The 26,059-nt window shown below is 65.9% G+C and carries 22 protein-coding genes and 1 riboswitch; of the genes, 11 read left to right on the plus strand and 11 right to left on the minus strand.

The window, feature by feature from the left end:
• Nucleotides 1-80 precede the first annotated feature (80 nt).
• The 4 genes from D6B98_RS05605 to D6B98_RS05620 all read right to left on the minus strand — a co-directional run bounded on the left by D6B98_RS05605 (nucleotide 81) and on the right by D6B98_RS05620 (nucleotide 5,158).
• Nucleotides 81-1,121, minus strand: a complete 1,041-nt coding sequence (locus D6B98_RS05605) for an ABC transporter permease subunit (protein ID WP_126255948.1) — start codon at nucleotides 1,119-1,121, stop codon at nucleotides 81-83.
• Entirely contained in the window at nucleotides 1,114-2,637 is a 1,524-nt protein-coding gene (locus D6B98_RS05610; RefSeq protein WP_126255949.1) for a sugar ABC transporter ATP-binding protein, read from the minus strand. Before D6B98_RS05610 ends, D6B98_RS05605 begins: the two co-directional genes overlap by 8 nt.
• A 138-nt stretch (nucleotides 2,638-2,775) precedes the next feature.
• Nucleotides 2,776-4,221, minus strand: coding sequence for a xylulokinase (xylB, locus tag D6B98_RS05615; protein WP_126255950.1), 1,446 nt, complete (start codon nucleotides 4,219-4,221; stop codon nucleotides 2,776-2,778).
• 13 nt (nucleotides 4,222-4,234) lie between these two features.
• Nucleotides 4,235-5,158 carry a LysR family transcriptional regulator gene (locus D6B98_RS05620; RefSeq protein WP_126255951.1) on the minus strand — a complete coding sequence of 308 codons (924 nt, stop codon included), beginning with the start codon at nucleotides 5,156-5,158 and terminating at the stop codon, nucleotides 4,235-4,237.
• Between the two features lie 106 nt (nucleotides 5,159-5,264).
• Here D6B98_RS05620 and D6B98_RS05625 point away from each other — a divergent pair, with 106 nt between their 5' ends.
• The 11 genes from D6B98_RS05625 (at nucleotide 5,265) to D6B98_RS05675 (ending at nucleotide 16,135) form a co-directional block, all read left to right on the plus strand.
• Nucleotides 5,265-5,588 carry a Dabb family protein gene (locus D6B98_RS05625; protein WP_126255952.1) on the plus strand — a complete coding sequence of 108 codons (324 nt, stop codon included), beginning with the start codon at nucleotides 5,265-5,267 and terminating at the stop codon, nucleotides 5,586-5,588.
• Complete coding sequence (locus D6B98_RS05630; protein ID WP_126255953.1) at nucleotides 5,585-6,664, plus strand: maleylacetate reductase; 1,080 nt, start codon at nucleotides 5,585-5,587, stop codon at nucleotides 6,662-6,664. Before D6B98_RS05625 ends, D6B98_RS05630 begins: the two co-directional genes overlap by 4 nt.
• Before the next feature lie 4 nt (nucleotides 6,665-6,668).
• On the plus strand, nucleotides 6,669-8,033 hold the full coding sequence (locus D6B98_RS05635; RefSeq protein WP_126255954.1) for an amidohydrolase family protein: 1,365 nt from the start codon (nucleotides 6,669-6,671) through the stop codon (nucleotides 8,031-8,033).
• A 21-nt stretch (nucleotides 8,034-8,054) separates the two neighbouring features.
• Nucleotides 8,055-8,957, plus strand: coding sequence for an NAD(P)-dependent oxidoreductase (locus D6B98_RS05640; protein WP_126255955.1), 903 nt, complete (start codon nucleotides 8,055-8,057; stop codon nucleotides 8,955-8,957).
• A 14-nt stretch (nucleotides 8,958-8,971) separates the two neighbouring features.
• On the plus strand, nucleotides 8,972-9,856 hold the full coding sequence (locus D6B98_RS05645; protein WP_126255956.1) for an intradiol ring-cleavage dioxygenase: 885 nt from the start codon (nucleotides 8,972-8,974) through the stop codon (nucleotides 9,854-9,856).
• A 59-nt stretch (nucleotides 9,857-9,915) separates the two neighbouring features.
• Nucleotides 9,916-11,310 (plus strand): FAD-linked oxidase C-terminal domain-containing protein, encoded by a 1,395-nt coding sequence (locus D6B98_RS05650; protein ID WP_126255957.1) that lies wholly within the window; start codon nucleotides 9,916-9,918, stop codon nucleotides 11,308-11,310.
• A gap of 10 nt (nucleotides 11,311-11,320) precedes the next feature.
• Nucleotides 11,321-12,844: a sugar ABC transporter ATP-binding protein gene (locus D6B98_RS05655; protein WP_126255958.1), complete on the plus strand. Its 1,524-nt coding sequence runs from the start codon at nucleotides 11,321-11,323 to the stop codon at nucleotides 12,842-12,844.
• On the plus strand, nucleotides 12,837-13,787 hold the full coding sequence (locus D6B98_RS05660) for an ABC transporter permease (protein WP_126255959.1): 951 nt from the start codon (nucleotides 12,837-12,839) through the stop codon (nucleotides 13,785-13,787). Before D6B98_RS05655 ends, D6B98_RS05660 begins: the two co-directional genes overlap by 8 nt.
• Nucleotides 13,784-14,761, plus strand: a complete 978-nt coding sequence (locus tag D6B98_RS05665) for an ABC transporter permease (protein WP_126255960.1) — start codon at nucleotides 13,784-13,786, stop codon at nucleotides 14,759-14,761. Before D6B98_RS05660 ends, D6B98_RS05665 begins: the two co-directional genes overlap by 4 nt.
• Before the next feature lie 42 nt (nucleotides 14,762-14,803).
• The gene (locus D6B98_RS05670) at nucleotides 14,804-15,778 is read left to right on the plus strand and encodes a sugar ABC transporter substrate-binding protein (protein ID WP_126255961.1); all 975 of its coding nucleotides are present in this window, start codon (nucleotides 14,804-14,806) and stop codon (nucleotides 15,776-15,778) included.
• 69 nt (nucleotides 15,779-15,847) lie between these two features.
• The gene (locus D6B98_RS05675; protein ID WP_126255962.1) at nucleotides 15,848-16,135 is read left to right on the plus strand and encodes a YciI family protein; all 288 of its coding nucleotides are present in this window, start codon (nucleotides 15,848-15,850) and stop codon (nucleotides 16,133-16,135) included.
• Nucleotides 16,136-16,218: 83 nt separating this feature from the next.
• On the opposite strand, the gene D6B98_RS05680 is transcribed toward D6B98_RS05675, so the two are convergent.
• The 7 genes from D6B98_RS05680 to D6B98_RS39725 form a co-directional block, all read right to left on the minus strand.
• Nucleotides 16,219-17,217, minus strand: coding sequence for an ABC transporter ATP-binding protein (locus D6B98_RS05680; RefSeq protein ID WP_126255963.1), 999 nt, complete (start codon nucleotides 17,215-17,217; stop codon nucleotides 16,219-16,221).
• A complete protein-coding gene (locus D6B98_RS05685) occupies nucleotides 17,214-18,203 on the minus strand; it encodes an ABC transporter ATP-binding protein (RefSeq protein ID WP_164718421.1) in 990 nt (329 codons plus the stop codon). Before D6B98_RS05685 ends, D6B98_RS05680 begins: the two co-directional genes overlap by 4 nt.
• 19 nt (nucleotides 18,204-18,222) lie before the next feature.
• Nucleotides 18,223-19,146, minus strand: coding sequence for an ABC transporter permease (locus D6B98_RS05690; RefSeq protein WP_126255965.1), 924 nt, complete (start codon nucleotides 19,144-19,146; stop codon nucleotides 18,223-18,225).
• Nucleotides 19,143-20,084 carry an ABC transporter permease gene (locus D6B98_RS05695; protein ID WP_126255966.1) on the minus strand — a complete coding sequence of 314 codons (942 nt, stop codon included), beginning with the start codon at nucleotides 20,082-20,084 and terminating at the stop codon, nucleotides 19,143-19,145. The genes D6B98_RS05690 and D6B98_RS05695 overlap by 4 nt, the downstream gene beginning before the upstream one ends.
• A gap of 17 nt (nucleotides 20,085-20,101) precedes the next feature.
• Complete coding sequence (locus tag D6B98_RS05700; RefSeq protein WP_126255967.1) at nucleotides 20,102-21,703, minus strand: ABC transporter substrate-binding protein; 1,602 nt, start codon at nucleotides 21,701-21,703, stop codon at nucleotides 20,102-20,104.
• 230 nt (nucleotides 21,704-21,933) lie between these two features.
• Complete coding sequence (locus tag D6B98_RS05705; RefSeq protein ID WP_126255968.1) at nucleotides 21,934-23,358, minus strand: PepSY domain-containing protein; 1,425 nt, start codon at nucleotides 23,356-23,358, stop codon at nucleotides 21,934-21,936.
• A gap of 12 nt (nucleotides 23,359-23,370) precedes the next feature.
• Entirely contained in the window at nucleotides 23,371-25,728 is a 2,358-nt protein-coding gene (locus tag D6B98_RS39725) for a TonB-dependent receptor (RefSeq protein ID WP_164718422.1), read from the minus strand.
• A 116-nt stretch (nucleotides 25,729-25,844) separates the two neighbouring features.
• A riboswitch (cobalamin riboswitch) is annotated at nucleotides 25,845-26,046 on the minus strand.
• Nucleotides 26,047-26,059: the final 13 nt, after the last annotated feature.

The following is a 26,059-nucleotide window of genomic DNA, read 5'->3' on the forward strand; positions in this document are numbered from 1 at the left end:
CAGTTGCCGCAACGGAAGCTTTCAAGTTCTGGCCGAGCCTTCAAGTTCTGGCCGAGCCTTTCAAGTTCTGGCGGAGCCTTTCAGGTTCTGGCGGAGCCTTGCAGCCGATAGCGATCGAGCGCCACGGCGCCGATGATCACCAGGCCCTTGATGACATATTGCCAGATGTCGGAGACACCGACGAGGATGAGGCCGTTCGACAGCACCGCGATGATCAGCGCGCCGACCAGCGTCCCCCAGATCGAGCCGATGCCGCCGACGAACGAGGTGCCGCCCAGGATCACGGCGGTGATCGCATCGAGCTCGTAGGACTGGCCGAGCTGCAGGCCGTTGGCGGCGTAGAGCCGCGCCGCCTGCATCGCGCCGCCGAGCCCGGCGAACAGCCCGGAGATGCCATAGACGAAGATCAGCACGCCCCAGACCTTGATGCCCGCAAGCCGCGCCGCGCTCTCATTGCCGCCCACCGCGTAGATGTGCACGCCGAGCACGGTCCGGCGCAGCACCAGCCACGAGACCAGGATGACGAGCAAGGCGATCACCGAGAGCCACGGGATCGACGCGACGCCGGGAACGAGCGTCAGCGAGCCGTTGCCGATGAAGGCATAGGGAATGGACGGATTGAACACGGTGGTGTCGGCCCCGAGCAGTCGCGCAAGGCCGCGCACCGCCGTGAGAGAGCCGAGCGTGACGATGAAAGGCGGCAGGCGGAGCAGCGCGATCAGCGCGCCGTTGACGACGCCGAAGACAAGGCCGGTGAGCAGCGCCGCCGGCAGCCACAGCACGCCAAGCTCCGGCAGCTTGGACAAAGTCAGCCCGGCCATCGCGGCGGCCGCCAGGATCGAGCCGACCGAGAGATCGATGCCGCCGGTGAGGATGACGAAGGTCATGCCTGCGGCCAGCACGGTGTTCACTGCGGCCTGCTGCAACACGATGCCGAGATTTTGTCCGGTGAAGAAGCGTCCCTCGGACAGGAAATGGAAGCCGATGCAGAGGATCAGCAGCACCGGCAGCATGCCGAGCGCGCTGATCAGCATCCTCACCCGCTGGCGCTTGGTCTCAGCGGCAGCACCGTTGGTCGTCGTCGGGGCGGACTGAACCTCCGCAGCACCGTTGTCAGGCATCGAGATGCTCCATCCCCGTGGCAAGCGCCATGATGTCTTCTTGTGTCAGCGGCGAATTGGGTCCGCGCCTCACCTCGCCGGCGATATGGCCGGCCCGCATCACGACGACACGGTCGCAAATGCCGATGATCTCGGGCAGATCGGACGAAATGACGAGGATGGCGGTGCCGGCCTTGGCCAGATTGTCGATGATCGAATAGATCTCGGACTTGGCGCCGACATCGACGCCACGCGTCGGCTCGTCGAGGATCAGCACTTTTGGCCCGATGGCGAGAAGCCGCGACAAGAGCAGCTTCTGCTGATTGCCGCCGGACAGTCCACCGGCGGGAACGCCGACATTGGCGGCGCGGATGCTGAGGCCTGCGAAGGCCCTGTCGGCGCGCTCGCGCGCCTTGTCGCGATCCAGGAACCAGCCGAGCTTTGCGTCGCGGCCGAGCACCGCGAGGTTGATGTTGTCCAGACACGACATGTCCAGGAACAGGCCGAGCGCCTTGCGGTCCTCGGTCAGATAGGCGATGCCGGCCTCGAGCGCCTCACCGGGGTTGCGGATCTCGACCGGACGTCCCTCCAGCTCGAGCCGGCCGGAAGTTTTTGGCAGCGCGCCGATGATGAGATGGGCAAGCTCGGTGCGGCCGGCGCCGATCAGGCCGGCCATGCCAACCACTTCGCCCGCATGCACGGTGAGCGAGCAGCCCCTGACGCGCTGGCCGTCGGCCATGTCGATCGCGGCGAGCACGGGATGTCCGCGCCCCGCATCGGGATCGTGATCCTTCTTGTAGAACGACGAGACGTCGCGCCCGACCATCAGCCGCACGATGGTGTCGGCACGGATCTCGGGCTTGTCGAGCGAGCCGACCAGCCGGCCGTCGCGCAGCACGGTGACGCGGTCGCCGAGCGCATAGACCTCGTCCATGCGATGCGAGATGTAGATGATGGCAAGCCCCTCCGCCCTGAGCTGACGGATCAGCGCGAACAGCCGCGCACTCTCGCCGGCCGACAACGCGGTGGTCGGCTCGTCCATGATCAGGATTTTCGATCTGGCGTGCAGCGCACGCGCGATCTCGACCAGTTGCCGCTGGCCCATGGACAGATGCGCCACCAGCGTCGACGGCAGGAAGTCTGCGCCCAGCCGCTTCAAAATGGGACCGACGCCCTCGCGCATCTCCCCGCGCGCCAGCAGTCCTGAACGCGAGATCTCCCGTCCGAGATAAATATTCTCCGCCACGCTGAGATTGGGCGCCAGCGACAGCTCCTGATAGATGATGGAGATGCCCGCCGCGCGGCCGCCGAGCGGGCCTTCGATCCGTACCGGATGTCCTTCGATGCGGATCTCGCCGCCGGGATCAGGCCTGTAGGCGCCGGACAGGATCTTCATCAGCGTCGACTTGCCGGCGCCGTTCTCACCCATCAAGGCGTGAATCTCGCCGGCGTAGACGGTGAGATCGACGGCACGCAGCGCCTTGATGCCAAAGAAGGATTTTGAGACCCCGCGCATCTCGAGGATCGGATCGTTCATCGTGCCTCCCGGCGCACAATGCGTTTCCCACCCGCGTCTCGTTTCTCGGCAGCGCGGTTTGGTCATTAAACAAAAGCGGGTGACGCAGGGCAATACCGAAGGCGAGTATACCGAAGTATGCAAACCAGATTGGGCCAGCTAGTGGCGCGGCCGATACAGTTCGCGCCAGGCGGGAAGCCGCTGGGCGTAGGCCTCGATCAGCCCGGCGTCAGGTTCGAACGTCTCGATGCGCTGCGGCCGCGTGCACACGGCGGCGATCGCCTCACCCGTGACAGCAAGTCGCCCCAATCTCGCCGCACCGAACGCCGCGCCGGTCTCGCCGCCGGCAAAGCGGTGGATCGGAACATTCAGCACGTTTGCGAGAACCGAGAGCCAGAATGGCGAGCGCGATCCGCCGCCGATGGCGTCGGCTTCCGCAATCGCAATGCCGGCAGCCGCGAGCGCGTCGCGGCAATCGGCCAGCGCGAAGGCAACGCCTTCGAGCACCGCCTGCACGATCGCGGTGCGATCGGTGCCATGGCTCAAGCCATCGAGCATGCCGCGCACAGCGGGGTCGTCGTGCGGCGTCCGCTCGCCGGCGAGATAAGGCAGGAAGCTCACGGGCGACGGTGCCTGCGGGCGCGATCCCAGCGGTGCCAGCAACTCGGCCTCGGCGACGCCGAACAGGCGCGCGGCCCAGGCCAGGCACGAGGCGGCCGACAGGATCGCGCCGGCCTGAATCCACATGCCGGGAATGGCATGGCAGAACGTATGCACCGCGCGGTCCGGGTTGGCGGCAATCGTGGCGGTCGGTGCAAGCAGCGCACCCGACGTCCCCAAAGATACGAACGCGGTTCCCGGCTGGATCGCGCCGATGCCGACGGCGCCCGCCGGATTGTCGCCGGCACCGCCCGCGATCACCGGCTGCTTTGTCATGCCCCAGCGCCGCACGAGCTCACCGCGCAGCCTTGCGGCGGGCGCGCAGCCCTCGACCAGACGCGGCATGTGCTCGCGCGTCAGGCCGGTCGCGGCCAATGCGGTGTCCGACCAGTCCCGGCGCGCGGCGTCGAGCCACAGCGATCCCGATGCATCCGAGACGTCCTCGACGGCCTCGCCCGATAGCACCAGGCGCAGATAGGCCTTTGGCAGCAGCACAAGCTTGGTCGCCGCAAAGGTGTCGGGCTCGTGCGTCGCGATCCAGAGCAGTTTTGGCGCGGTGAATCCCGGCATCGCCTTGTTGCCCGTCGTCGCACGCAAGGCCGGCCAGCGCTGCTCCAGGATACGGCACTCCGCGGCGGCGCGGCCGTCGTTCCAGAGGATGCAAGGCCGCAAGGGTCTTAGGCTCGCATCGAGCAGCGTGGCGCCGTGCATCTGGCCGGACAGCCCGATGCCTTCGACGGCCGCCAGCGCGCCGGCATGGCTCGCCTTCAGGGCATCCAGCGTGGCGAAGGTCGCCTCGATCCATTGCGCGGGATCCTGCTCGGAATGACCCGGCCGCGGCGAGGCGATCGTCAGCGGCCGGCTCGCGCTTGCAATCACGCGCTGGGCGTCGTCGACGAGAACGGTCTTGACTGCGGAGGTGCCGAGATCGATGCCGAGATACATGGATGCTTCCCGCTCACTTCGCCGCGTCGATCCAGATCCCCGGCTCCGAATGCTCGCGGATGTGGCTGACCAGGAAGTCCGAGAAGACCCGGATCTTGGCCGGCAGCCTGACGCGGTTCTGGTAGGCGATGTTCATGGTGAGCAGCGGCAGCTGCCAGTCCCTCAGGACCGGCACCAGCCGGCCGGCCGCGATATCGCCCTGCACGATATAGAGCGGTTGGATCAGGATGCCGAGCCCTGCACGCGCCGCGCCGCAAATGATCTGGCCGTCATTGCTGTCGAGCGTCGGCGCGATCCGCACCGTCTGCGTCGTGCTGCCCTGGCTCAGCCGCAGCGAATAGGGATCGTTGGCGAGATTGTAGACCAGCATGTCGTGACGGGCGAGATCGGCGGGATGCTCGGGCCGGCCGTGCTTCTCCAGATAGGACGGCGCCGCCGCGAGCACGCGGTGCATCTGGCCGATGCGGCGGACGATGATGTTAGAATCCGGCTCGTGCTCGCGCGTGCGGATCGCGACGTCAATGCCGGCTTCGATGAAGTCCGGATAGCGGTTTGCGCTGATGATCTGCACGTTGAGATTGGGATAGAGCGCGCGGAAGGCGGGCAACATCGGTGCGAGGTAGATCATCGCGAAGGACAGCGAGGAGGTGACGCGCAGCATACCCTTCGGCGACAGCGCACGGTCGGAGACGGCGTCCTCGGCTTCGGCGAGTTCGTTCAGCAGCGGGCCGCAGCGTTGCAATAGCTCCTGCCCTGCCTCGGTCAGCCATTGCCGACGCGTGTTGCGCTCGATCAGCCTGACCGCAAGCCGCTCCTCCAGCGCACTGAGATGACGGCTCGCGGCCGCGTTCGACATCCGCAGGAGCTCGGCAGCTTTGGAAAGGCTGCCGAGCTCAGCGGTTTTGGAGAAGACCTCGAGTTGAAGCAGCCGGTCCATTTTTGCGAAATTAGGAAAAGAGACTTACAATTTTTGACCTTTATTTCCGATTTCTGCAAGGCAAAATGGTGCCAACAAAGCGCGATACAGGCGAGGAAATCAGGAAATGTCGGGCCCGATCAGGCACATCGTGATGTGGCGGCTGCGCGGGGAGACCCCCGAGGAGCGCTCCGCCGCCCGGCTCAAGGTCAAGACCCTGTTCGAGGGCCTCAAGGGCCGGATCGACGGCCTCACCCACATCGAGGTCGGAATCGACGTCAGCGCGGTCGATTACGCCTGCGACGTCGTACTGTTCTCCGAATTCACCGACCAGACGGCACTCAGCGCCTACGCCAACCATCCGGAACATCTGCGGGTACGCGAAGCATTGGGCGACTTGCGGATCGGTCGCTTCCAGGTCGATTATCCCATCAAAGAGACCGGCGCATGATCGGTTCGTTCACCTTCGAAAACCTGCCCTGCCGCGTCGTGTTCGGCAGCGGAACGCTGGCGAGTGCCAAGGCCGAGGTCGAGCGGCTCGGCGGCAAGCGCGCGCTGGTGCTGACGACGCCGCAGCAGGAGGCGCAGGGCGAGAGCCTGGGGGCAGCGCTCGGCCCGCTCTATGCCGGGCTCTTTCCCGGCGCCACCATGCACACGCCGGTCGAGGTCACCGAGCGCGCGCTCGCGGCGATGACGGCGTGCGAGGCCGACTGCGTCGTCTCGCTCGGCGGCGGCTCGACCACGGGCCTCGGCAAGGCGCTGGCCTTGCGCACCGGCGTCAACCAGCTCTGCATTCCCACCACCTATGCCGGCTCCGAGATGACGCCGATCGTCGGCCAAATCGAGAACGGCCTGAAGACCACGGTGCGCGACGCGGCGATCCTGCCCGAGACCGTGATCTACGATGTCGATCTGACCCTGACGCTGCCGGCGAATCTGGCCGCAACATCCGGCATCAACGCGATCGCGCATGCGGTGGAAGCGCTGTATGCGCGCGACGCCAATCCGGTGACGTCGCTGATGGCCGAGGAAGGCATCCGCGCGCTGGCACGTGCCCTGCCCGCGATCGCCGTCAAGGCCAACGACCGCGAGGCCCGCACCGAGGCTCTCTACGGCGCCTGGCTGTGCGGCGTCTGCCTTGGCACCGTCGGCATGGCGCTGCATCACAAGCTCTGCCATACGCTCGGCGGCACCTTCGACCTGCCGCACGCCGAGACCCACACCATCGTGCTGCCGCATGCGCTGGGCTACAACGCGCCGGCCGTGCCCGAGGCGATGACGCGCATCGCGCGTGCCATCGGCGCGGCTGACGCCCCGCGAGGTCTTTACGATCTCGCCAAGCGGCTGGGCGCGAAGCTGGCGCTGCGCGACATCGGCATGCCCGAAGGCGGCATCGACAAGGCGGCCGATCTCGCGGTGACGAATGCCTACTGGAATCCGCGCCCGCTCGACCGAAACGCCATTCGCGACGTGATCGCACGCGCCTGGGCCGGCGAGCCGCCGGTCGCCGTCAAAGCGGCGGCTTGAAACGATGCCGCGCACGCTGATCAGATCTGCAACGATCATCAGTATGGATGACTCGATCGGCGACCTCGCAACCGGCGACGTGCTGGTCGAGGGCAGTCGCATCGCCGACGTGCGGCCGACGATCGATATCGCGGCGGACACGGAGATCATTGACGGCAAGGGCCGCATCGTCATCCCCGGCCTGATCAACGCGCATATGCACACCTGGCAAACCGGCTTGCGCGGCTTTGCCGCGAACTGGACGCTGCTGGAATATTTCCGCCGCATGCATGCGGGCCTGGCCACCGTGTTCCGGCCCGACGATATCCATATCGCAACGCTGGTCGGCGCGCTGAACCAGATCAACCATGGCGTCACCACACTGGTCGACTGGTGCCACAACAATCCGACGCCAGATCATACCGACGCTGCCGTGCGCGGCCTGATCGAGAGCGGCATCCGCGCCGCCTTCTTCCATGGCTCACCGAAGCCGGAGCCGAAGCTGGGCGAGCCGCATTTCTCGGAAGTGCCGCATCCGCGCCGCGAGGTTGAGCGGCTGCTGGCGGGCCCCCTCGCCGACCGCGACGGCCTCGTCACGCTCGGACTCGCCATTCTCGGCCCACATTATTCGACGCTCGACGTCGCCATGCAGGATTTCCGTCTGGCGCGTGAGCACAAGCTGATCGCATCGATGCACCAGGGCGGGGGACCTGCCAAGACGCCGGGCGGCTGGGACAGGCTGATCGAGGCCGGCCTCGTCGGCTCCGGCATCAACATCGTCCATGGCAACGATCTGCCTGACGATCTGCTCGATCGTCTCGTCGATCTCGGCGTGTCCTTCTCGGTGACGCCGGAGAACGAGATGATCCAGGGCCACGGCTTCCCGATCACCGGCCGGCTGCTCAAGCGCGGCGTCCGCCCGACGATCGGCATCGATCTCGAATCCGTTCTGGCCGGCGATCTCCTCTCCGCCGCGCGCGTTGCGCTGTCGATGCAGCGCGCGCTCGACAATGCGGAGTCGCGAAAGACCGGAGGCACGATTCCGGCGACGACCACGATCCCTGTGCGCGAGGCGCTGCGCTGGATTACGACGGAAGGCGCCCGCATGCTCGGCCGCGAGCACCAGGTCGGCTCGCTGACGCCAGGCAAGCTCGCCGACCTCGTCATCATCAACGCCTCCGACCTCAATCTCCACCCGGTACATGATCCCGTCGCAACCGTCGTGATGCAGACGAGCCTTGCCAACATCGAGGCCGTGATGATCGGCGGCGCCTGGAAGAAGCGGAACGGCCGACTGCTGGTCGAGGGGCTCGAGACGAAGAAGGAGCTGCTGGCGCAATCCGGCCGGCGGCTGGTGCAGGATATCGAACGACAGGGACGCGCCGCCTGAAGGCGCCAATGGACAATAATAATGACAGACAGTTCAAGGAACATCGCTTTCATCGGGATCGGCAAGATGGGCCTGCCGATGTCGGTGCTCGTTGCCAAGGCCGGCTACGCCGTCACCGCGTTCGACCAGAGCGCGGCACGCATCGACGAGGCACGCGCGCAAGGCATTGCGATTGCCGCTTCGCCGGCCGAGGCCGTGATCGGCAAAGCCACTGTGATCACGTCCCTGCCCGACGACGCCGCCTTGCGCGGCGCGCTGCTCGGCCCCGCCGGCCTGATCGCCGCGATGGCACAAGGTGCCGGCTTGATCGAAACCAGCACCGTCAGCGTCGAAGCCTCGGCTGAAGTCGCGGCCGCCGCGCAGGCGCGTGGCATTGCCTATCTGCGCGCGCCGGTCTCCGGCAATGCCAGCATTGTGCACACGGGCGCGCTGACCTGCTTCGTCTCGGGACCGAGGGACGCCTTCGAGAGCGCAAAGCCGCTGTTCGCAGCTTTCACCCGCGCCCAGACTTATCTCGGCCCTGCCGAGGAAGCGCGCTACGCAAAACTCTCGGTCAATCTGATGATCGCGGTCTCGGCCGCGATGATGGCAGAGAGCCTCGCGCTGGCGCGCAAGGGCGGCATCGCCTGGCCGGACATCCTGAAGGTGCTGGACGACAGCGCGGTTGCCTCGCCGATGGTGAAGTACAAGACCGCGCCGCTCAGGACGCGCGATTTCGCATCGACCTTCTCCTGCAAGCAGATGGCCAAGGACCTCGACCTGATCCTGGGCGCCGGCCATGCGGTCGGCGTGCCGCTGCAGCTCGCCGCGCAAGTGCGCGAGACCTATGGCGCGCTGGTCGCGCAGGGCGACGGCAACACGGACTTCATCGCGACCGTCAAGCATCTCGAGCGGCTGTCCGGCCTCGGCGAGCCAGAACTCTGACCCACGGAGTCCCTATGCGCAACTTCAACGAGAACACGATCACCGACGCAGTGCTGGAGCGGATCGCGGGCGCGACCGATCCGCGGATCAAAGAGGTGAGCGAAGCGCTGGTGCGTCACCTTCACGCCTTCGTCCGCGAGGTGCGGCCGACCCAGAAGGAATGGGAGTTCGGCATCGACTTCCTGACCCGCACAGGACACATGTGCAACGACAAGCGCCAGGAGTTCATCCTGCTGTCGGACACGCTCGGCGTCTCCATGCTGGTCGACGCGATCAACCATCCGGTGCCGGAAGGCGCGACCGAGACAACCGTGCTCGGGCCGTTCTTCGTGCAGGCCGCGCCCGAGAAGGACAACGGCGCCGATATCTCCGGCCCGATGGAGGGCGACCCGATGCTGGTCACCGGTTCGGTCTCGACCGTCGACGGCAAGCCGCTGGCGGGCGCCGTCGTCGACGTCTGGCACTCCGACGATGACGGCTATTACGACGTGCAGCAGCTCGACCGGATCGGCGATCTCGCGATGCGCGCCCGCTTCCACACCGATGCCAACGGCCGCTTCCATTTCTGGTCGATCAAGCCGGCCGCCTATCCGATCCCGCATGACGGGCCGGTCGGCGACATGCTGGAGGCGCAGGGACGCCATCCCTGGCGCCCGGCGCATGTGCACTTCATGATCTCGGCGCCCGGTTTCGAACAACTCGTGACGCACGTGTTCGTTGCCGGCGACCAGTATCTCGACAGCGACGTGGTGTTCGGCGTCAAGGACAGCCTGATCCGGGAGTTCGTCCGACATCCCGCCGGCCGTGCGCCGGATGGTCGCATGGTGGAGCGCGAGTATTTTCATCTCAACTATGATTTCGGCTTGAAGCAGGTTGCGAGCAACGCAAGAGCCGCCTAAGCCGGACGACACCACAGCGGACCGCAAGAGTCCGCGATCGGGCAGACAGGGAGCTGAGGATGGGACCGCGGGTCACGACGAGCGTTTTGGCCGATCGCCTCACCGGCATGATCGGACCGCGCGCGAGCGTTGCGCGCGGCGTGCTCGATCAGCATGGGCAGAGCGAGTCGCATTATCGCAATCTGCCGCCCGACATCGTCGTCTTTCCCGAGACGACGCAGGAAGTGGCCGAGATCGTCAAGCTGTGCGCCGGCGCAGCCGTGCCGATCGTGCCGTTCGGCGCCGGCACCTCGCTCGAAGGCAACGCGGCCGCGGTCGCGGGCGGCGTCTGCCTCGACTTCGCACGCATGAACAGAGTGCTGGCCGTGCACGACAGCGACATGGACGTCGTGGTGCAGCCGGGCATCACCCGCAAGCAGCTCAATGCGGAGCTGCGCAATACCGGCCTGTTCTTCCCGATCGATCCCGGCGCCGACGCTTCGATCGGCGGCATGACCTCGACGCGCGCCTCCGGCACCATGGCCGTGCGCTACGGCACCATGAAGGACAACGTCATGGCGCTCGAGGTGGTGCTGGCCGATGGCCGCGTGATCCGCACCGCCAGGCGCGCGCGGAAATCGGCAGCAGGCTATGACCTGACCCGCATGTTCGTCGGCGCGGAAGGCACGCTCGGTGTGATCACCGAGATCACGCTGAAGGTGCATCCGGTGCCGCAGGCGATCTCGGCTGCCGTTTGCAGCTTCGACACGCTGCATGACGCTGTCGACACCGCGATCTCCGTGATCCAGTCCGCGATCCCCGTGGCCCGCATCGAGCTGCTCGACGACGTCATGATGCGCGGCATCAACGCCTACGCCAAGCTCGGCTATCGCGAGGCACCGACCCTGTTCTTCGAATTCCATGGTTCCGAGAGCTCCGTCGCCGAGCAGGCCGAGGGCGCACAGGCGATCGCCGCCGATCATGGCGGCCATGGCTTTGCCTGGGCCAAAGCACCGGAGGACCGCAGCCGGCTCTGGCACGCCCGCGACAACACGCTCTATGCCGGCCTGGGCCTGCGGCCGGGTGCGCGCGCGGTGATCACCGATGTCTGCGTGCCGATCTCGCGGCTGGCGGAATGCCTGACCGAGACGCGGCGGGATGCGGACGAGCACGGCTTCACCGCGCCGATCGTCGGCCATGTCGGCGACGGCAACTTTCACATGCTGATCCTGATCGATCCGGCCAGGCCGGAGGAAGCCGAAGGCGCCAAGACGCTGCAGTCCCGCATGGTCGCCCGCGCCATCGCCATGGACGGCACCTGCACCGGCGAGCACGGCATCGGGCTCGGCAAGATCGACTATCTCACCGACGAGCTCGGCGAGGCCGTCGACGTGATGCGGTCGATCAAGACAGCGCTCGATCCGAATGGCCTGATGAATCCCGGCAAGATCTTTGCGAGCGGAGCCAAAGCATGAAGGAGACGGCATGAGCGACGCGCTCCCGATCGAGGTCTCCTCGCCCACGCCGCTGCTGGAGCTGCGCGGCATCAGCAAGGAGTTTCCCGGCGTCAAGGCGCTGGATGATGTGTCCTTTGCCGTCTATCCCGGCGAAGTGCACATGCTGCTGGGCGAGAACGGCGCCGGCAAATCGAGCCTGATGAAGGTGCTGTGCGGTGCCTATGGCGCCGATGCCGGCGAGTTCTTCTACAAGGGCGAGAAGGTCGCGATTACATCGACCGCGGACGCGCAGAAGCTCGGCATTGCCGTGATCTTCCAGGAATTCTCGCTGGTCCCCTATCTCGACATCGCCCAGAACATCTTCCTGGGCCGCGAGCCGAAGGGCCGCATCCCCGGCACCATCGACCGCCGCAAGATCCTGGCCGATGCGAAGCGCGTGCTCGATACGATCGGCTTCGACATCGATCCCTCCACCACTGTCGACAAGCTCGGCGTGGCCCAGCAGCAGATGGTCGAGATCGCCAAGGCGATCAGCCAGGACGCCCGCATCCTCGTGATGGACGAGCCGACCGCGGCGCTGTCCGACCGCGAGACCGAGCTGCTGTTTGCGCTGATCGCGCGGCTGAAGGCCGACGGCGTCGCCATCGTCTATATCTCGCACCGCATGGCGGAGGTGTTCGCGCTCGGCGATCGGATTACGGTGCTGCGCGACGGCCGCCGTATCGACGGCGTTCGCCCCGCCGACGTGACGCCGGATCAGCTCGTCCGCATGATGGTCGGCCGCAACGTCGACATGACCTATCCGCGCCATTTTGCCGACAAGCCCGGCGAGCTGCTGCTCGAGGTCAAGGGCCTGACCGCGCCAACCGGCATCTCCGACATCAACATCGAGGTACGCCGGGGCGAGATCGTCGGCCTGTGCGGCCTGGTCGGCTCCGGCCGCAGCGAGGTCGCGCGCGCCATCTTCGGTGCCGATCCCATGACGTCAGGCGAGATCATCTTCGACGGCAAGAGCATTTCCGGCGAGCCCGACCTCGCCGCCCGCCGCGGCATTGCGCTGATCCCCGAGAGCCGCAAGAGCGAAGGCCTCGCGCTGCTGCGCTCGGTCAGCGACAATCTCGTGGTATCGGCGCTGCGAAAGCTTTTTCCGAGCGGCCTGTTCGACCAACGCAGGGCACAGCGCACTGCCGACGGCCTGATTCGTCAGCTGCGCATCGCAACCCCGAGCGCGCGACAGACCGTCGGCCTGCTCTCCGGCGGCAACCAGCAGAAGGTCGTGATCGGCAAGTGGCTGGCGGCCGGCTCGAAACTCTTCATCTTCGACGAGCCGACGCGCGGCATCGACATTGGCGCCAAGTCCGAGATCTTTGCGCTGATCGACCGCCTGGTCGCCGACGGCGCGGCGGCGCTGATGATCTCGTCCGAGCAGATCGAGATCTGCCATGTCTGCGACCGCGCCTATGTGATGCGCGAGGGGCGCATTGCCGGACATCTGACCCGCAACGAACTGACCGAGGAGAACATCGTGCGACTGGGGATGCATCATGCGTGAGGCCGCAGTCGCTTCAGAGCCCAATCCGCTGCAACGCATTCCCGGCGTTGCCATCGTGCTGGTGCTGCTCATCGCCCTGTTCGGCGCGATCGCGCCCGGATTCCTGTCGGTCGCGAACCTCTCCAACGTGCTGGTCCAGTCGACCATCCTGACCATGCTCGCGCTGCCGATGACGCTGATCATCATGACCGAGGGGCTCGACCTGTCGATGGGCGCGGTGCTGACGCTGACCTCGCTCTGCGTCGCCATCGTCTCGCTCGCGACCAAGTCGATGCTGCTGGGCTTGGGTGCCGGCCTGCTGGTCGGCGTGGCCTTCGGCACGGTCAACGGCTGGCTGGTCGCCATCCTCGGCATTCCGCCCTTCGTCGCGACGCTGGGCACGCTCGGCATGGCGCAGGGCCTGTCGCTGATCGTCAGCGACGGCCAGAGCGTGGTCGGCATCCCCCACAACGTGCGCGACATCTATTCGGCGACGCTAGTCGGCATTCCCGTGCCGATCGTGATGGCGCTGGTCACCTACGCTGGGTTCCACGGCCTGCTCTATCACACCCGTTTCGGCACCTACATCTTCGCGCTCGGCGGCAACCGCGAAGCCTTGCGCTATGCCGGGCTGTCGCCGAACCGGCTGCTGATCGCGGTCTACGCGATCGGCGGCGCCATGGCCGGCATCGCCGGCCTGCTGATGACCGCGCGGATGAATTCCGGTCACCCCACCGCCGGCCTCGGCCTCGAATTCGATGCCATCGCGGCCGTCGCCGTCGGCGGCACCTCGTTCGAGCGCGGCAATGGCTGGTTGCTCGGCACCCTGCTCGGAGTCCTCTCCGTCGGCGTGCTGCGCAATGGGCTGAACCTGATCTCGCTGCCCTCCTCGGTGCAAGTCGCCAGCGTCGGCGTCCTCGTCATCGTCGCGCTGTTCCTCGATGGTCTCAGGAGCCGCGCATGACCGACATCAGCAAAGAGGCGATCATGCCGCCCCGCTCCTTCCTGTCGCAGGACGCGATCCAGGTGTTCTACCGCCTGCTGGCGGCGCTTCTGATTTGTGCCGTGCTCGCCGTGCTCAGCGATTCCTTCCTCAGCCTCGGCAACATCCTCAACGTGCTCCGCCAGGCAAGCCTGACCTTCTTCATCGCCTCCGGCCTGACGCTGGTGGTGCTGACAGCCGGCCTCGATCTTTCCGTCGGCGCCAATGTGGCGCTGTCCGCCTGCATCGCCGGCACCGTGATCCACAAGACCGGCTCGCCGGCGCTCGGCATCCTCACCGGACTTGCCTGCGGCGGCATCGTCGGATTGCTCAACGGCATCATGGTCACCGCGCTCCGCATCCCCTCCTTCATCGCCACCTACGGCATGCTCTGGGTGCTGAACGGCCTGACCTATTGGTACATGGCCGGCGAGACCCTGCACGGCTTCCCGGCCGGCTTCCGCCAGATCGGCAGCGGCTATCTGTTCGGCCTTCCGATCCCGGTCTATCTGCTGCTGGTGTTTCTCGGGATCGGCACGTTCTTCGCGCAGCGCACGATCTGGGGCCAGGAGATCTATGCGATCGGCGCCAATCCGGTCGCGGCGCGGCTCTCCGGCATTCCGGTCGCGCGGCGCCTGCTGCTGGTCTATGCCGTCTCCGGCCTCATGGCGGGGCTCGCCTCGATCATCTTCCTGTCGCGGCTCAATTCAGCCGAAGCCGACATCGGCGAAAGCCTGACATTGCCGGCGATCGCGGCCGTGCTGATCGGCGGCACCTCGCTGTTCGGCGGCGTCGGCACCGTGTTCGGCACCTTCATCGGCGCGTTGATCCTGACACTGGTGCTGAACGGCATGAACCTGCTCTCGGTCAGCGCCAACTGGCAGCCGCTGGTGACCGGCATCATCGTCATTCTCGCGGTCTGGCTCGACATGAAGACGCGCCGGCGCACGCAATGAGTTCCAAGAGGTCCAACAAGCAAAACGAGGGATGGAGGCAACATGAAACAGAAACTGGGATATTTGGCAGTGCCGTTATTGGTGGCTGCCGCGTTCACGACACAGGCCCGTGCCGACGGCGAGACCATCGCCGTCTTCACCAAGAACCAGACCAATCCGTTCTTCCAGACGGTGCGGGTCGGCGCCGACAGCATGGCGAAGACGCTGAACGCGAAGACCCTGCAATACATCCCGACCAAGCCGGACTCGATCCCCGAGCAGCTCAGCCAGATCGAGGACGTCGTGGTGAAGAAGCCGAGCGCGATCGTGTTCACGCCGGTCGACTACAAGGCGATGGTGCCGGGGGTCGAGAAGATCAACGAGGCCAAGATCCCGGTCGTCAACATCACTGATCGTTCCGCAGGCGGCAAGTTCCTGTCCTTCGTCGGCGCCGACGATTACAGCCTCGGCCTGGAGACCGCACGCTTCCTGCTGAAGACGCTCGGCGGCAAGGGCAACATCGTCATCATCGAGGGCGTCAAGGGCTCGCTGACCAATGTCGACCGCGTCCGCGGCTTCAACGACGCGCTGAAGGAAGCGCCCGGCGCCAAGCTGCTGGCCTCGCAGCCCGGCAATTACCAGCGGCTGCAGGCGCTCCAGGTCATGGAGAACCTGATGCAGTCGAATTCGCAGATCGACGGCGTGCTTGCCGCCAACGACGCCATGGCGGTCGGCGCGATCGAAGCCCTCGACGGCGCCAACCGCAAGGCGCAGGTGATCGGCATCAACGGCACCAAGGAGGCGATCGACGCGATCAAGTCCGGCAAGCTGCTCGCCAGCGGCGACTACAACGGCTTTGCGCAAGGCTGCCTCGGCACCATGATGGCGATCCGCTCCTTGCGCAATCAGCCCGTCATCAGCGAGATCGTGCTGAAGCCGACCGTCATCACCAAGGACAACTACCAGCCGTTCGACGTCCCGTTGGAGCAGCGCACCTGCCCGACCTTCGAGGACGCCGGCAAGCTTGGCGCCAAGTAAGTCCACCCATCACGCCCGGACGGCCGCCGTAGCGGCCGTCCCAAAACCAAGTCAAGAAACGGAGACCCCATGCTGTTCGCCATTCACGCCCTCGACCGCGCCGGGGCGCTGCCGACCCGGCTCGCCAATTACGATGCCCACAAGGCGTTCCTGAGCGACACCTCGCGCTTCGGCGTCAAGATCGTGATGTCGGGACCGCTGGTCTCCGAGGACGGCCAGACCATGATCGGCAGCCTGTTCCTGATCGAGGCCCCCGGCCGCAGCGAGGTCGAGGCCTTCAACCGCGCCGATCCCTTTGCCGCCGCCGGGATCTGGGACAAGGTCACGATCACCGGCTTCCTGCGCCGCCAAGGCTGAGGCCGGCCACGTCAAAAACGCGAAAACAACCCCATGCACAGTAGAACGGGGTTGTTTTTGCTAACGAATTTCCAACGCGAATCTCACCCTTCAGGGCTCGCCGCTGGCGCGCCCTCTTCGAGATGACAGGCCACCCATTGCTCGGCTCCGGCTGCGCGAAGCACCGGCTCCTCGACCCGGCAGCGATCGAACACGAGCGGGCAGCGGGTATGGAAGCGGCAGCCTTTCGGCGGATTGATCGGGCTCGGCACGTCGCCCTTGAGGATGATCGGATTGCGCTGGGCACCCGGCTCCGGCAGCGGCACCGCGGAGAGCAGCGCCTTGGTATAGGGATGTCTGGGCGCGGCAAAGATCTCGCGGCGCGGCGCCACCTCCACGATCTTGCCGAGATACATCACCGCAACCCGGTGGGTCATGTGCTCGACGATCGCGAGGTCGTGGCTAATGAAGAGCAGCGCGAGGCCGAACTCGCTCTGGAGATCCTGCAGCAGATTGACGATCTGCGCCTTGACCGAGACGTCGAGCGCCGACACCGCCTCGTCGCACACGATCAGCTCGGGCTCGGCCGCAAGCGCCCGGGCGATGCCGATGCGCTGACGCTGGCCGCCGGAGAATTCGTGCGGCCTGCGATTGAGCGCCTCGCGCGGCAATCGCACGGTGTCCATCAGCGCTGTGAGGCGAACTTCGAGATCCTCGGCGGATTTGGCGAGGCCGAAATTGCGGATCGGCTCGGCCAGGATATCGCGCACCCGCATGCGCGGGTTGAGGCTGGAGAACGGATCCTGGAACACCACCTGCACGCGCCGTCGCATCTGGCGCATCGTGCTCGGCGCGGCATCGTCGATACGCTGGCCGTCGAGGATCACCTGCCCCGCGGTGATGTCGAACAGCCGCAGGATGGCGCGGCCGACCGTCGACTTGCCGCAGCCGGACTCGCCGACCAGCGACAGCGTTTCGCCGCGCGCGATCTCGAAGGACACGCCGTCGACCGCATAGACGAATTCGGACTTGCGGCTGAACAGCCCGGCCTTGACCGGAAAATGTTTCTTGAGGTCGTTGACCTGGAGCAACGGAGGGCTCATGCCGCGACGGCTCCCTTGGCCGCATAGTGACAGGCGGCGATGTGGCGCGGGCCCTTCTCTTCGAGCCCCGGCGCGTATTGCCGGCACAGATCGGTCGCGAGCGCGCAGCGGCCGGCGAAGACGCAGCCGACGATCGGTTTGCGCAGATCCGGCACCTGCCCGGGAATCTCGGCCAGCCGTCTCGCGGTGCCCGTCAACGAGGAGCCGAGCCGCGGCACCGCGCCCAACAGGCCTTGCGTGTAGGGATGACGCGGGGAGCGGAACAGTTCGGCGACCGGCGCCTCCTCGACCTTGCGGCCGGCATACATCACCATGACGCGCTCGGCGATCTCGGCAACGACGCCGAGATCGTGGGTGATCAGGATGATGGCGGCGCCGACCCGGCGCTTGAGGTCCAGCATCAGCTTGAGGATCTGGGCCTGGATCGTCACGTCGAGCGCGGTGGTGGGCTCGTCCGCAATCAGAAGCTTCGGGTTGCAGGCGAGCGCGATGGCGATCATCACGCGCTGGCGCATGCCGCCGGAGAGCTGGTGCGGATATTCGCGCACCCGCCGCCCCGGCTCGGGGATGCCGACCAGCGTCAGCATCTCGATCGCGTGCGCCTCGGCGGCCTGCTTGTCCAGGCCCTGATGGATCATCAGCGTCTCGCGGATCTGGCGGCCGACGGTGAGGACCGGATTGAGGCTGGTCATCGGCTCCTGGAAGATCATCGAGATGTCGTTGCCGCGGATGGCGCGCATCTCGCGATCGGACAGCTTGAGGAGGTCCTTGCCCGCAAAGCGGATGCTGCCTGCGATCCGGCCCGGCGGCTCCGGGATCAGCCGCATCAAGGACATCGAGGTCACCGACTTGCCGCAGCCGGACTCGCCGACGATGGCCAGCGTCTCGCCTTCATTGACATGGAAGGATACGCCGTCGACGGCGCGGTTGATGCCGCCAGGGGTGCGGAAATGGGTCTGGAGGTTGTCGACTTCGAGCAGGGCCATTGCGATCAGCCTCGATCCATCACAGGCTTTTGGCCATGCGCGGGTCGAGCGCATCGCGAAGGCCGTCGCCGAGGAGATTCACGGCGAGCACGGTCACGGACAGGAACGCCGCCGGGAAGAACACGATGTAGGGCTTGACCTGCCACAGCGCGCGGCCCTCGGCCATGATGTTGCCCCAGGACGGAATGGTCGGCGGCGTGCCGGCGCCGATGAAGGACAGGATCGCCTCGGTGATCATGGCGCTGGCGCAGATATAGGTCGCCTGCACCAGCATGGGCGCCACCGTGTTGGGCAGGATGTGGCGCAGGATGATCATCGGCGTGCGCGTGCCGCAGGCAACCGCCGCATCCACATAGGGTTGCTCGCGGAGCGACAACACGACGCTGCGGACGAGACGGGAGACGCGCGGGATCTCGGCAACGGTGATGGCCAGGATGACGTTGCCGACGCTGCCCCGGGTCAGCGCCATCAGCGCGATCGCGAGCAGGATCGGCGGGATCGACATCAGCCCGTCCATGAAGCGCATCAGAATGCCGTCGGCCCAGCGGATGAAGCCGGAGACCATGCCGATGGCCAGCCCCGCGGCGGACGCAAAGATTGCGACCGATAGCCCGACCGTGAGCGAGACCCGCGCGCCGTAGAGCACGCGCGAATAGATGTCGCGGCCGAGCACGTCGGTGCCGAACCAGAAATCGGCTGACGGCGCGCGCGTGCGTTTGGCTGGCGCCAGCGCGGTCGGATCGACCGACCCGAGATAGGGCGCAAAAATTGCGATCAGCACCAGCGTCAGCAGCAATGCGCCGCCGATCGCAACGGTGGGATGGCCGCGCAGGAATCCGAGGAAGCCGCGCCGGATCGTGACCGGTCGCAGAATTTCAGGCAGTTGTGGTGCAAGGACGAACCCGGCTGGAAGCGATTGCGGATTGACGGTCGTGTCGGTCAATAGCGGATCCTCGGGTCAACGAGCGTGTAAATGACGTCGATCATCAGATTGACGAGAACGTAGACGAAGCTGAACAGCAGCACGATGCCCTGGATGACGGGGTAGTCGCGCCGCAGGATCGCATCGATCGTGAGCCGGCCGAGGCCGGGAATCGCGAACACGCTCTCGGTCACGACCGCGCCGCCGATCAGCAGCGCGATGCCGATCCCGATCACCGTCACGATCGGCACCGCCGCGTTCTTCAGCGCGTGAATGAACAGGATGCCGCCCTGGCCGAGGCCCTTCGCCTTGGCCGTGCGGATATAATCCTGCTGCAGCACTTCGAGCATGGACGCGCGGGTGATGCGCGCGACCAGCGCGATGTAGACGCAGCCGAGCGCAATCGCCGGCAGGATCAGGTTTTCCAGCCACGGCCAGAAGCCTGAGCTGAGCGGCGTGTAGCCTTGCACCGGCAGCCATTCGAGCTCTAGTGCGAAGATGTAGGCGAGCATGTAGCCGACCACGAAGACGGGCAGCGAGAAGCCGAACACGGCAAAGCCCATGATGACGCGGTCGATCAGGCTGCCGGCCTTCCACGCCGCCACCACGCCGAGCGGCACCGCCACCACGATCGTGAGCAGCAGCGTGACGATCATCAGCGACAGCGTCGGTCCGAGACGCTGCCCGATCATCGCCGACACCGGCAGATTGGTGAAGATCGAGGTGCCGAGATCACCGTGCAGGATGCGCCAGACCCAGCTTCCGAACTGGACCAGGAACGGACGGTTGAGGCCGAGGCTCTGCCGGATGCGCTCCACATCCTCCGGACTCGCCTGGTCGCCCGCGATCACCACGGCCGGATCACCCGGCGCGATGTAGAGCAGGCTGAACACGAACAGCGCGACGATGGCCATGACCGGCAGGGTCGCGGCGATGCGGCGGAGGATATAGGAGAGCATCTGGCCTCAGCGCACGATCATGCAGACTTGGAGACGCCCCAGAAGAACGGCAGCGGCCCCTTGGTGATGCCGGAGACGTTCTTGCGCCACGCAGTGTAGCTCAGGAAGAAGCCCGTCGGCGCGTAGACGACGTCATCGAGCGCCGCCTTGTTGAGGCGGCCGATGGCGGCCTTCTCCTCGTCGAGGTTCTTGGCCTCGAACCAGGACGCGACCTCCTTCTCCGTGCCGGGGCTGTTCGGCCAGCCGAACCAGGCCTTGTCGCCGTTGGCGCGAATGGCGGTGTACGGTGCCGGATTGATGCAGTCGGCGCCCGCGTGCCAGGTGTGGAACATGTTCCAGCCGCCCTGCCCCGGCGGGGTCTTCTGCGCGCGGCGCGAGCCGACCGTGCCCCAATCGGTAGCGACGAAGTCGACATTCATGCCGAGCCTCTTCAGCAGGTCGGCGGTGACGTCGCCCAGCGCCTTGGTGATCGGCTGGTCCTGCGCCACGATGCACGTCACTGGCTGCCCGGAATAGCCGCTCTCGGCGAGCAGTTTCTTGGCCGCATCGAGATCGCGCTTGCCCTTCAGGATCTCGCCGCCCACCTCGCTATAGAGCGGCGTGCCCGGCGTGAAGAAGCCGGGCAGCGGCTTCCAGAGCGCGTTGTCGTCGCCGACGATCGCGCGCATGTAGTCTTCCTGGCTGAGCGCCATCAGCACCGCGCGCCGCGCCCGCACGTCGTTGAAGGGCGCGAACAGATGGTTCATGCGGAACGAGCCGATATTGCCGAGCGGATCGCCGATGTCGACGCTGATGTTCTTGTTCTTCTTCAGCACCGGAACGAGGTCCGCAATCGGGTTTTCCCACCAGTCGACCTCGCCGTTCTGCAACGCTGCGGCTGCCGTGGCCGGATCCGGCATCACGATCCATTCGATGCGGTCGAGCTGCATCTGCTTGCCGCCGGCGAGCCAGGAGGCCTTCTCCTGCCGCGGCACGTAGTCCGCAAACTTCTCGAACACCGCCTTTGCGCCGGGAACCCACTCGCCCTTGGCGAACTTCATTGGCCCCGAGCCGACATATTCGGTGATCTGCTTGAACGGATCGGTCTGCGCGATTCGCTCCGGCATGATGAAGCTGCACGGCGAGTTGTTCTTGGCCAGCGCGTAAAGCATCTTCGGGAAGGGCTGCTTGAGCACCCATTTGAAGGTGCGGTCGTCGACGGCAGTGAGCTCCTGCTGGAGCGCCTTGATCATCAATCCCATGGGGTCGCGCGCCGACCAGCGCGACAGGCTCGCAACGACGTCCTTGCTCAGCACCGGCTCGCCGTCATGGAACTTGAGGCCCGGCCGCAATTTGAACGTCCAGGTGGTGCCGTCGTCCGTCACTTCCTCGGACTCGACCATCTGACGCTGCGGCTGCAGCGAGGAATCGATGCCGTAGAGCGTGTCCCAGACCATCGCGGCGGCGTTGCGCACGACATATTGCGTGCCCCAGATCGGATCGAAATTGGCGAGATTGGCCTGGGGCACGAAGCGCAGGGTGCGGGCCGATGCGCCTTGTGCGATCGCCGGGGCCGCGAGGCCGGTCAATGCCAAACCACCCGCGCCAGCCAGTCCCTTCAATACGGTCCTGCGATCCATGAAGTCCTCCAAGTAATGCCGTGATGCCGGCCAATCGTTGGCCAAGAGCAGTTGAAACCAGAGCCCATTCGCTTGCAAATGGTATGCCACTAACCGGCCCTTCGCCAGCAGGATCTCATCGCGATTTTGAGCCGCCCGGGGCCTCAAAGAGTTGTCGCCAACGTTGCGATCCACGAGGGTGCGGTCGCAGAACGTGTGCAGCGCGCCGAGATCGCGGCTGATTCGCCTGGTCAGACCATCAGAGAGAGCCGCAAGCGGCGCCAGCCGATGACCACACCGGTCATGGAGAACACGAAGCCCAGCGCACAGAGCCCGACAATCACGATATCGCGCAATCGTGGATGCGCCATGAGGACCGGAAAATCGAGCGTGTGCAGCGCGCTGTAGAACCAGCGATAGGCGCGCCGCGAGTCATCCAGCCGTTGCAGCACCTGGCCGCCGGCACCGTCGATGTCGAACCAGAGATCGCCGCAGCGCGCGCGGTAGACGGGTGCTCCGGGGACGGCGGAATGCGCGGGATAGTCGTCGTTTCCGGCCAAAATTGACGGCGTGCCGCATCCAGCGGCGAGCCGCACCGCGAGCGCTTCGACGTCGCGCGCGGTCAGAAATTCCGCACGGGACGCATCCCCTGCCATGGCCAAGGTCTGGACGCCGAGGGCGGAGCGATCGCGGCGATAGACATGACCGCCGAAGGCAAACCATTCAACCTCGCGGACCGGCGCCGCTGTCGGCTGTCGATCGAATGACGGAGCCGCCTTCCAGTCCGCTGCGGCGTTCATCACGCCGGCTTCGGTGGGGCTCAGCTCCCCGCGCGAGAACAGCCGGCCGTGATCCATCGAAAGCCAGCCGCTGAAAATCCAGGTCAGCACGAACACCGTTGCCGCGAGGCCAACGAGGTGATGCAGCGCATGCCAGCCGCGGTAGGGCGTCGAGATCCGGCGATCTCGCATGCTGATCCGCACCATCCCGAGCAGCGCGCCCAGCGAAGCCGCGAGCAAGGCCAGCAGCGACAGCGTCCAGACGAGGCGATCCCACAGCAACCAGTTGCTCCGCAGGACCGTGGGATAGATCCAGTGCAGCACACTGCCGGCCCAATTCCAGCCGCGCTCGCCTCGCGTCGTATCGAGGACGACCTCGCCGCTGCGCGACGACAGATAGATCTCCGTTCCAGCGGCGTCGCCGAGGGCGATGCGAAACAAGGGCCGATGGCGGTCAAAGCCGTTCGGCACGCTCCATTGATCGTAGTCTTCCAGCGCGACGTTCCCGGCCCGCGCGGCATCGAGCCCGCGGCGGCGGGCGTGATCTTGCGCGATGGCGAGCGCGAGATCGGCAGACATCAAAGCTGCGTCCTGCCCGTCGGCGGCACGGACCGCACGGACGCGCGATGCTCCCGACACGATATAGACTGATCCGCCGATCCGCTGGACCAAACGCACGCGGGTGGCATCGATGACCCCGCTCGCGGCGACCGCGTCGGCGACCGAGATCCTCGTCTCCGCATGCTCCACCGGCGCGAGGCCGGCAAAGCGCTCCGCTTCCGTCAGCGACGGAAACGGAACGAAGTGCATCACGATGCCGGTCGCGAACCACATCGCGAACAGCACGCAGAATGCGACCCCGAGCCAGCGATGCAACAGGACGACCGCGCCCAGCATGCGGTCAGCGTCCTACCATTTGAACGCCGCCGAGAGCTCGTAAGTCCGCGGCGCGCCGAGCAGGATCTGGTCCGGATAGAACGGATCGCCCCAGATCGCATAGCGCTTGTCGGTGATGTTGCGGACGCGGAAGGTCAGGCGGGCCTGGTCGACTGCGTTGAACACCGTCTTGGGGATGTCGACGAAGGCGTAGACGTCGGCCACCGTGTAGGCTTTCATCGTCACGACATTGGCATCGGTGTTGTAGCGGTCGCCGACATGGCGGCCGGTGATGCCGAGCTCCACCGGCCAGGGCGTGAAGAAGCGCCAGGACGCGCCGGCATTGGCGACGATGCGCGGGACGTTCGGCGGCGTGTTGCCGGTGAACGAGCCGCCAACGAAATTGTAATCGGCATAGCGCGCATCGACATAGGCGATGTTGCCCCAGAGCCGCAGCGGCTCGATCGGACGCAACGACGCCGCAAGCTCGACGCCCTTGGACTCCTGCCGCCCGGCGATGTTGAGCGCCTGCCCGCCGGCCGCGGCATAGACGTTCTTGCGCACGATGTCGTAAGCCGAGAACGACCACTCCGCCCTGTTGTCCCAGAACAGATGCTTGACGCCGGTCTCGTAGGTGCGTGCGGTGGTGAGGTCCAGCGGCTGGGTCGGCGTGAGCAGGAAGATGTTGTTGGCCGACACATCCGCGCCGGTCGCGTACTGGCTGAAGAAGGTCAGGCCGGGCACGGCCTCCCAAGTGTAGCCGATGCGCCCCGTCACAGGCGCCCAGTCCTTCGTGTACGGGAAGCCTGCTTTCGCCAAGCCGCTCTTGTCGGTCGAGTTGCGATCAAGTCCGATATGCTCGACGCGGATGCCTCCGATCAGCGCGAAGGTCCGGGTCAGCTTCAGCCGGTCCTCGAACGAGAGGGCTTCGTTGTCGATACGCGCAGTCTGTTGCTGCGTCGTGAGAAGGCCGTAGAAGCCGCGGTTGGGATCGACCAGCGAAACGGAATCGCCAGGGAAATTGGCCGCGCCCGGCCTGACGAAATCGAGATAGCTCGAGGACAACGTCGTGACCAGCCGATTGTCGAAACCTGCGATGTTCGTGTCCCAGATCAGGTCGGTGATGTTGCCGACGAGACGCTGGCTGTGCGCGACATAGAAGCGTTCGCGATCGACCAGGTTCGTGGTCGAGTTGAACGCCTCGATCTCGTTATTGAACCACGTGCGCTCGGCGCCATAGCCATAGGCCTGACTTTTCAGCGTGAGATCGGGCGCGAGCTTCAGTTCGAAGCCACCGCGCAACCAGACTTCCTGCGCGACGTTGCGATTGTCGAGGACGTTATAATTGGTGTTGAAGGTCCGGTCGTCGATGGTGACGGCGCCGAGGTCGGTCTTGTTGTAGTTCGAGACGTAATTGCCCGAAACGATCCCGCTCGTCGCATGCGAGCCGCTGAAGGCGATCGGCACCAGCGGCGCGCCCCAATAGGCCTTCGAGCGGTCTTCGCGATATTCGATCGCGCCCCAGACCTTGAGGCTGTCGGAGATGCGGTAGTTGAGCTGGCCGGACACATCCAGCATCTTGGTGTTGGTGTCGTCGGCAAAGCCGTTGAGCGCGGAGCGGCTGACGTCGAAGCGGTAGTCGAGGCCTTGCACGTTGGTGCTGCCGCCCGAGCCGTAATGCGCGCGGAACGAGTTCAGGGAATCCCAAGAGAAATCGGCCTCGTTCCGGATCGGTCCCGTGTGCGGCTGCCTGGTGACCAAATTGATCGCACCGCCCGCGGCCCCCTCGCCCGAGATCAGCGAGGCCGGGCCTTTCAAGAATTCCACGGCTTCCAGATTGGTGGTGTCCATGATCCGCGAGGTCATGTTCTGCGGGCCGATCTTGATGCCGTTATAGAGCGTGTTGATCTGGCTGTTAGTGAAGCCGCGCATCGAGAAGGCGGACGGCTCGGCCGGATTGTCGCCGGAGGTGACGCCGACCGCGCCCTGGGCCACGTCGGAGACGGTGCGATAGCCCTGCTCGCGCATGGTCTCGGCCGAGATCACCTCGACGGTCGCGGGCATCTCGCGCACCGTCAGGCCGAGCCGCGAGGCGCTTTCGGCCACGGCATTGGAGTTGAGCGGCGTCTGCACCGTCGCAACCGGTGCGACGGGCTTGGGCGCTGCGGATGCGGCGGCAGACCTGCGCGTTGCCGCGCGGCGTGGGCCTTGCGCCTCCCGGCCGGCTGATCTGGCTGGCTTGCGGGATTGGGCGGGCGACACTTCGACCGGCGGCAGCGGTTCGCGAGCCTGCTGCGCCTGTGCGGCGGGCAGATCGAGCGCTGCAAAGGACGTGAGAGCCGCCGAAGCAAGCAGGAAATGGCGCGGTCGGAAGATGCGGATGGAAGACACGGCTGGAAACCTCGGTATGACGTCAGTGGCACGTCACAGCGAACGAGGTCTCACCTTTTGGCCTTGCGGCCGCCCAATGAAGCCGAATGTCTGTACTCCCCGACCGACATCTTCGCGTGTGACCACGGCTGACGGCAGGTCTCCTGGCTCGCGGGTCATCACCACTTCGTCGCCTTCCCGGGACCGAGGACCCAGTGGCTTCTGACGAAGGATTATCCGCTCACAGTTGCGGGGGCAGCCACGGCATTGGGGACAACGTCCCCGCACCGCATTCCCTTTTCATCCCCTCTCGGGGAAACCGTCGCGAGCATCTAGGATTACCGTCACAACA

This window comes from Bradyrhizobium sp. LVM 105 (genome assembly GCF_003957705.1).
In the GTDB taxonomy this organism is placed as follows: domain Bacteria; phylum Pseudomonadota; class Alphaproteobacteria; order Rhizobiales; family Xanthobacteraceae; genus Bradyrhizobium; species Bradyrhizobium frederickii.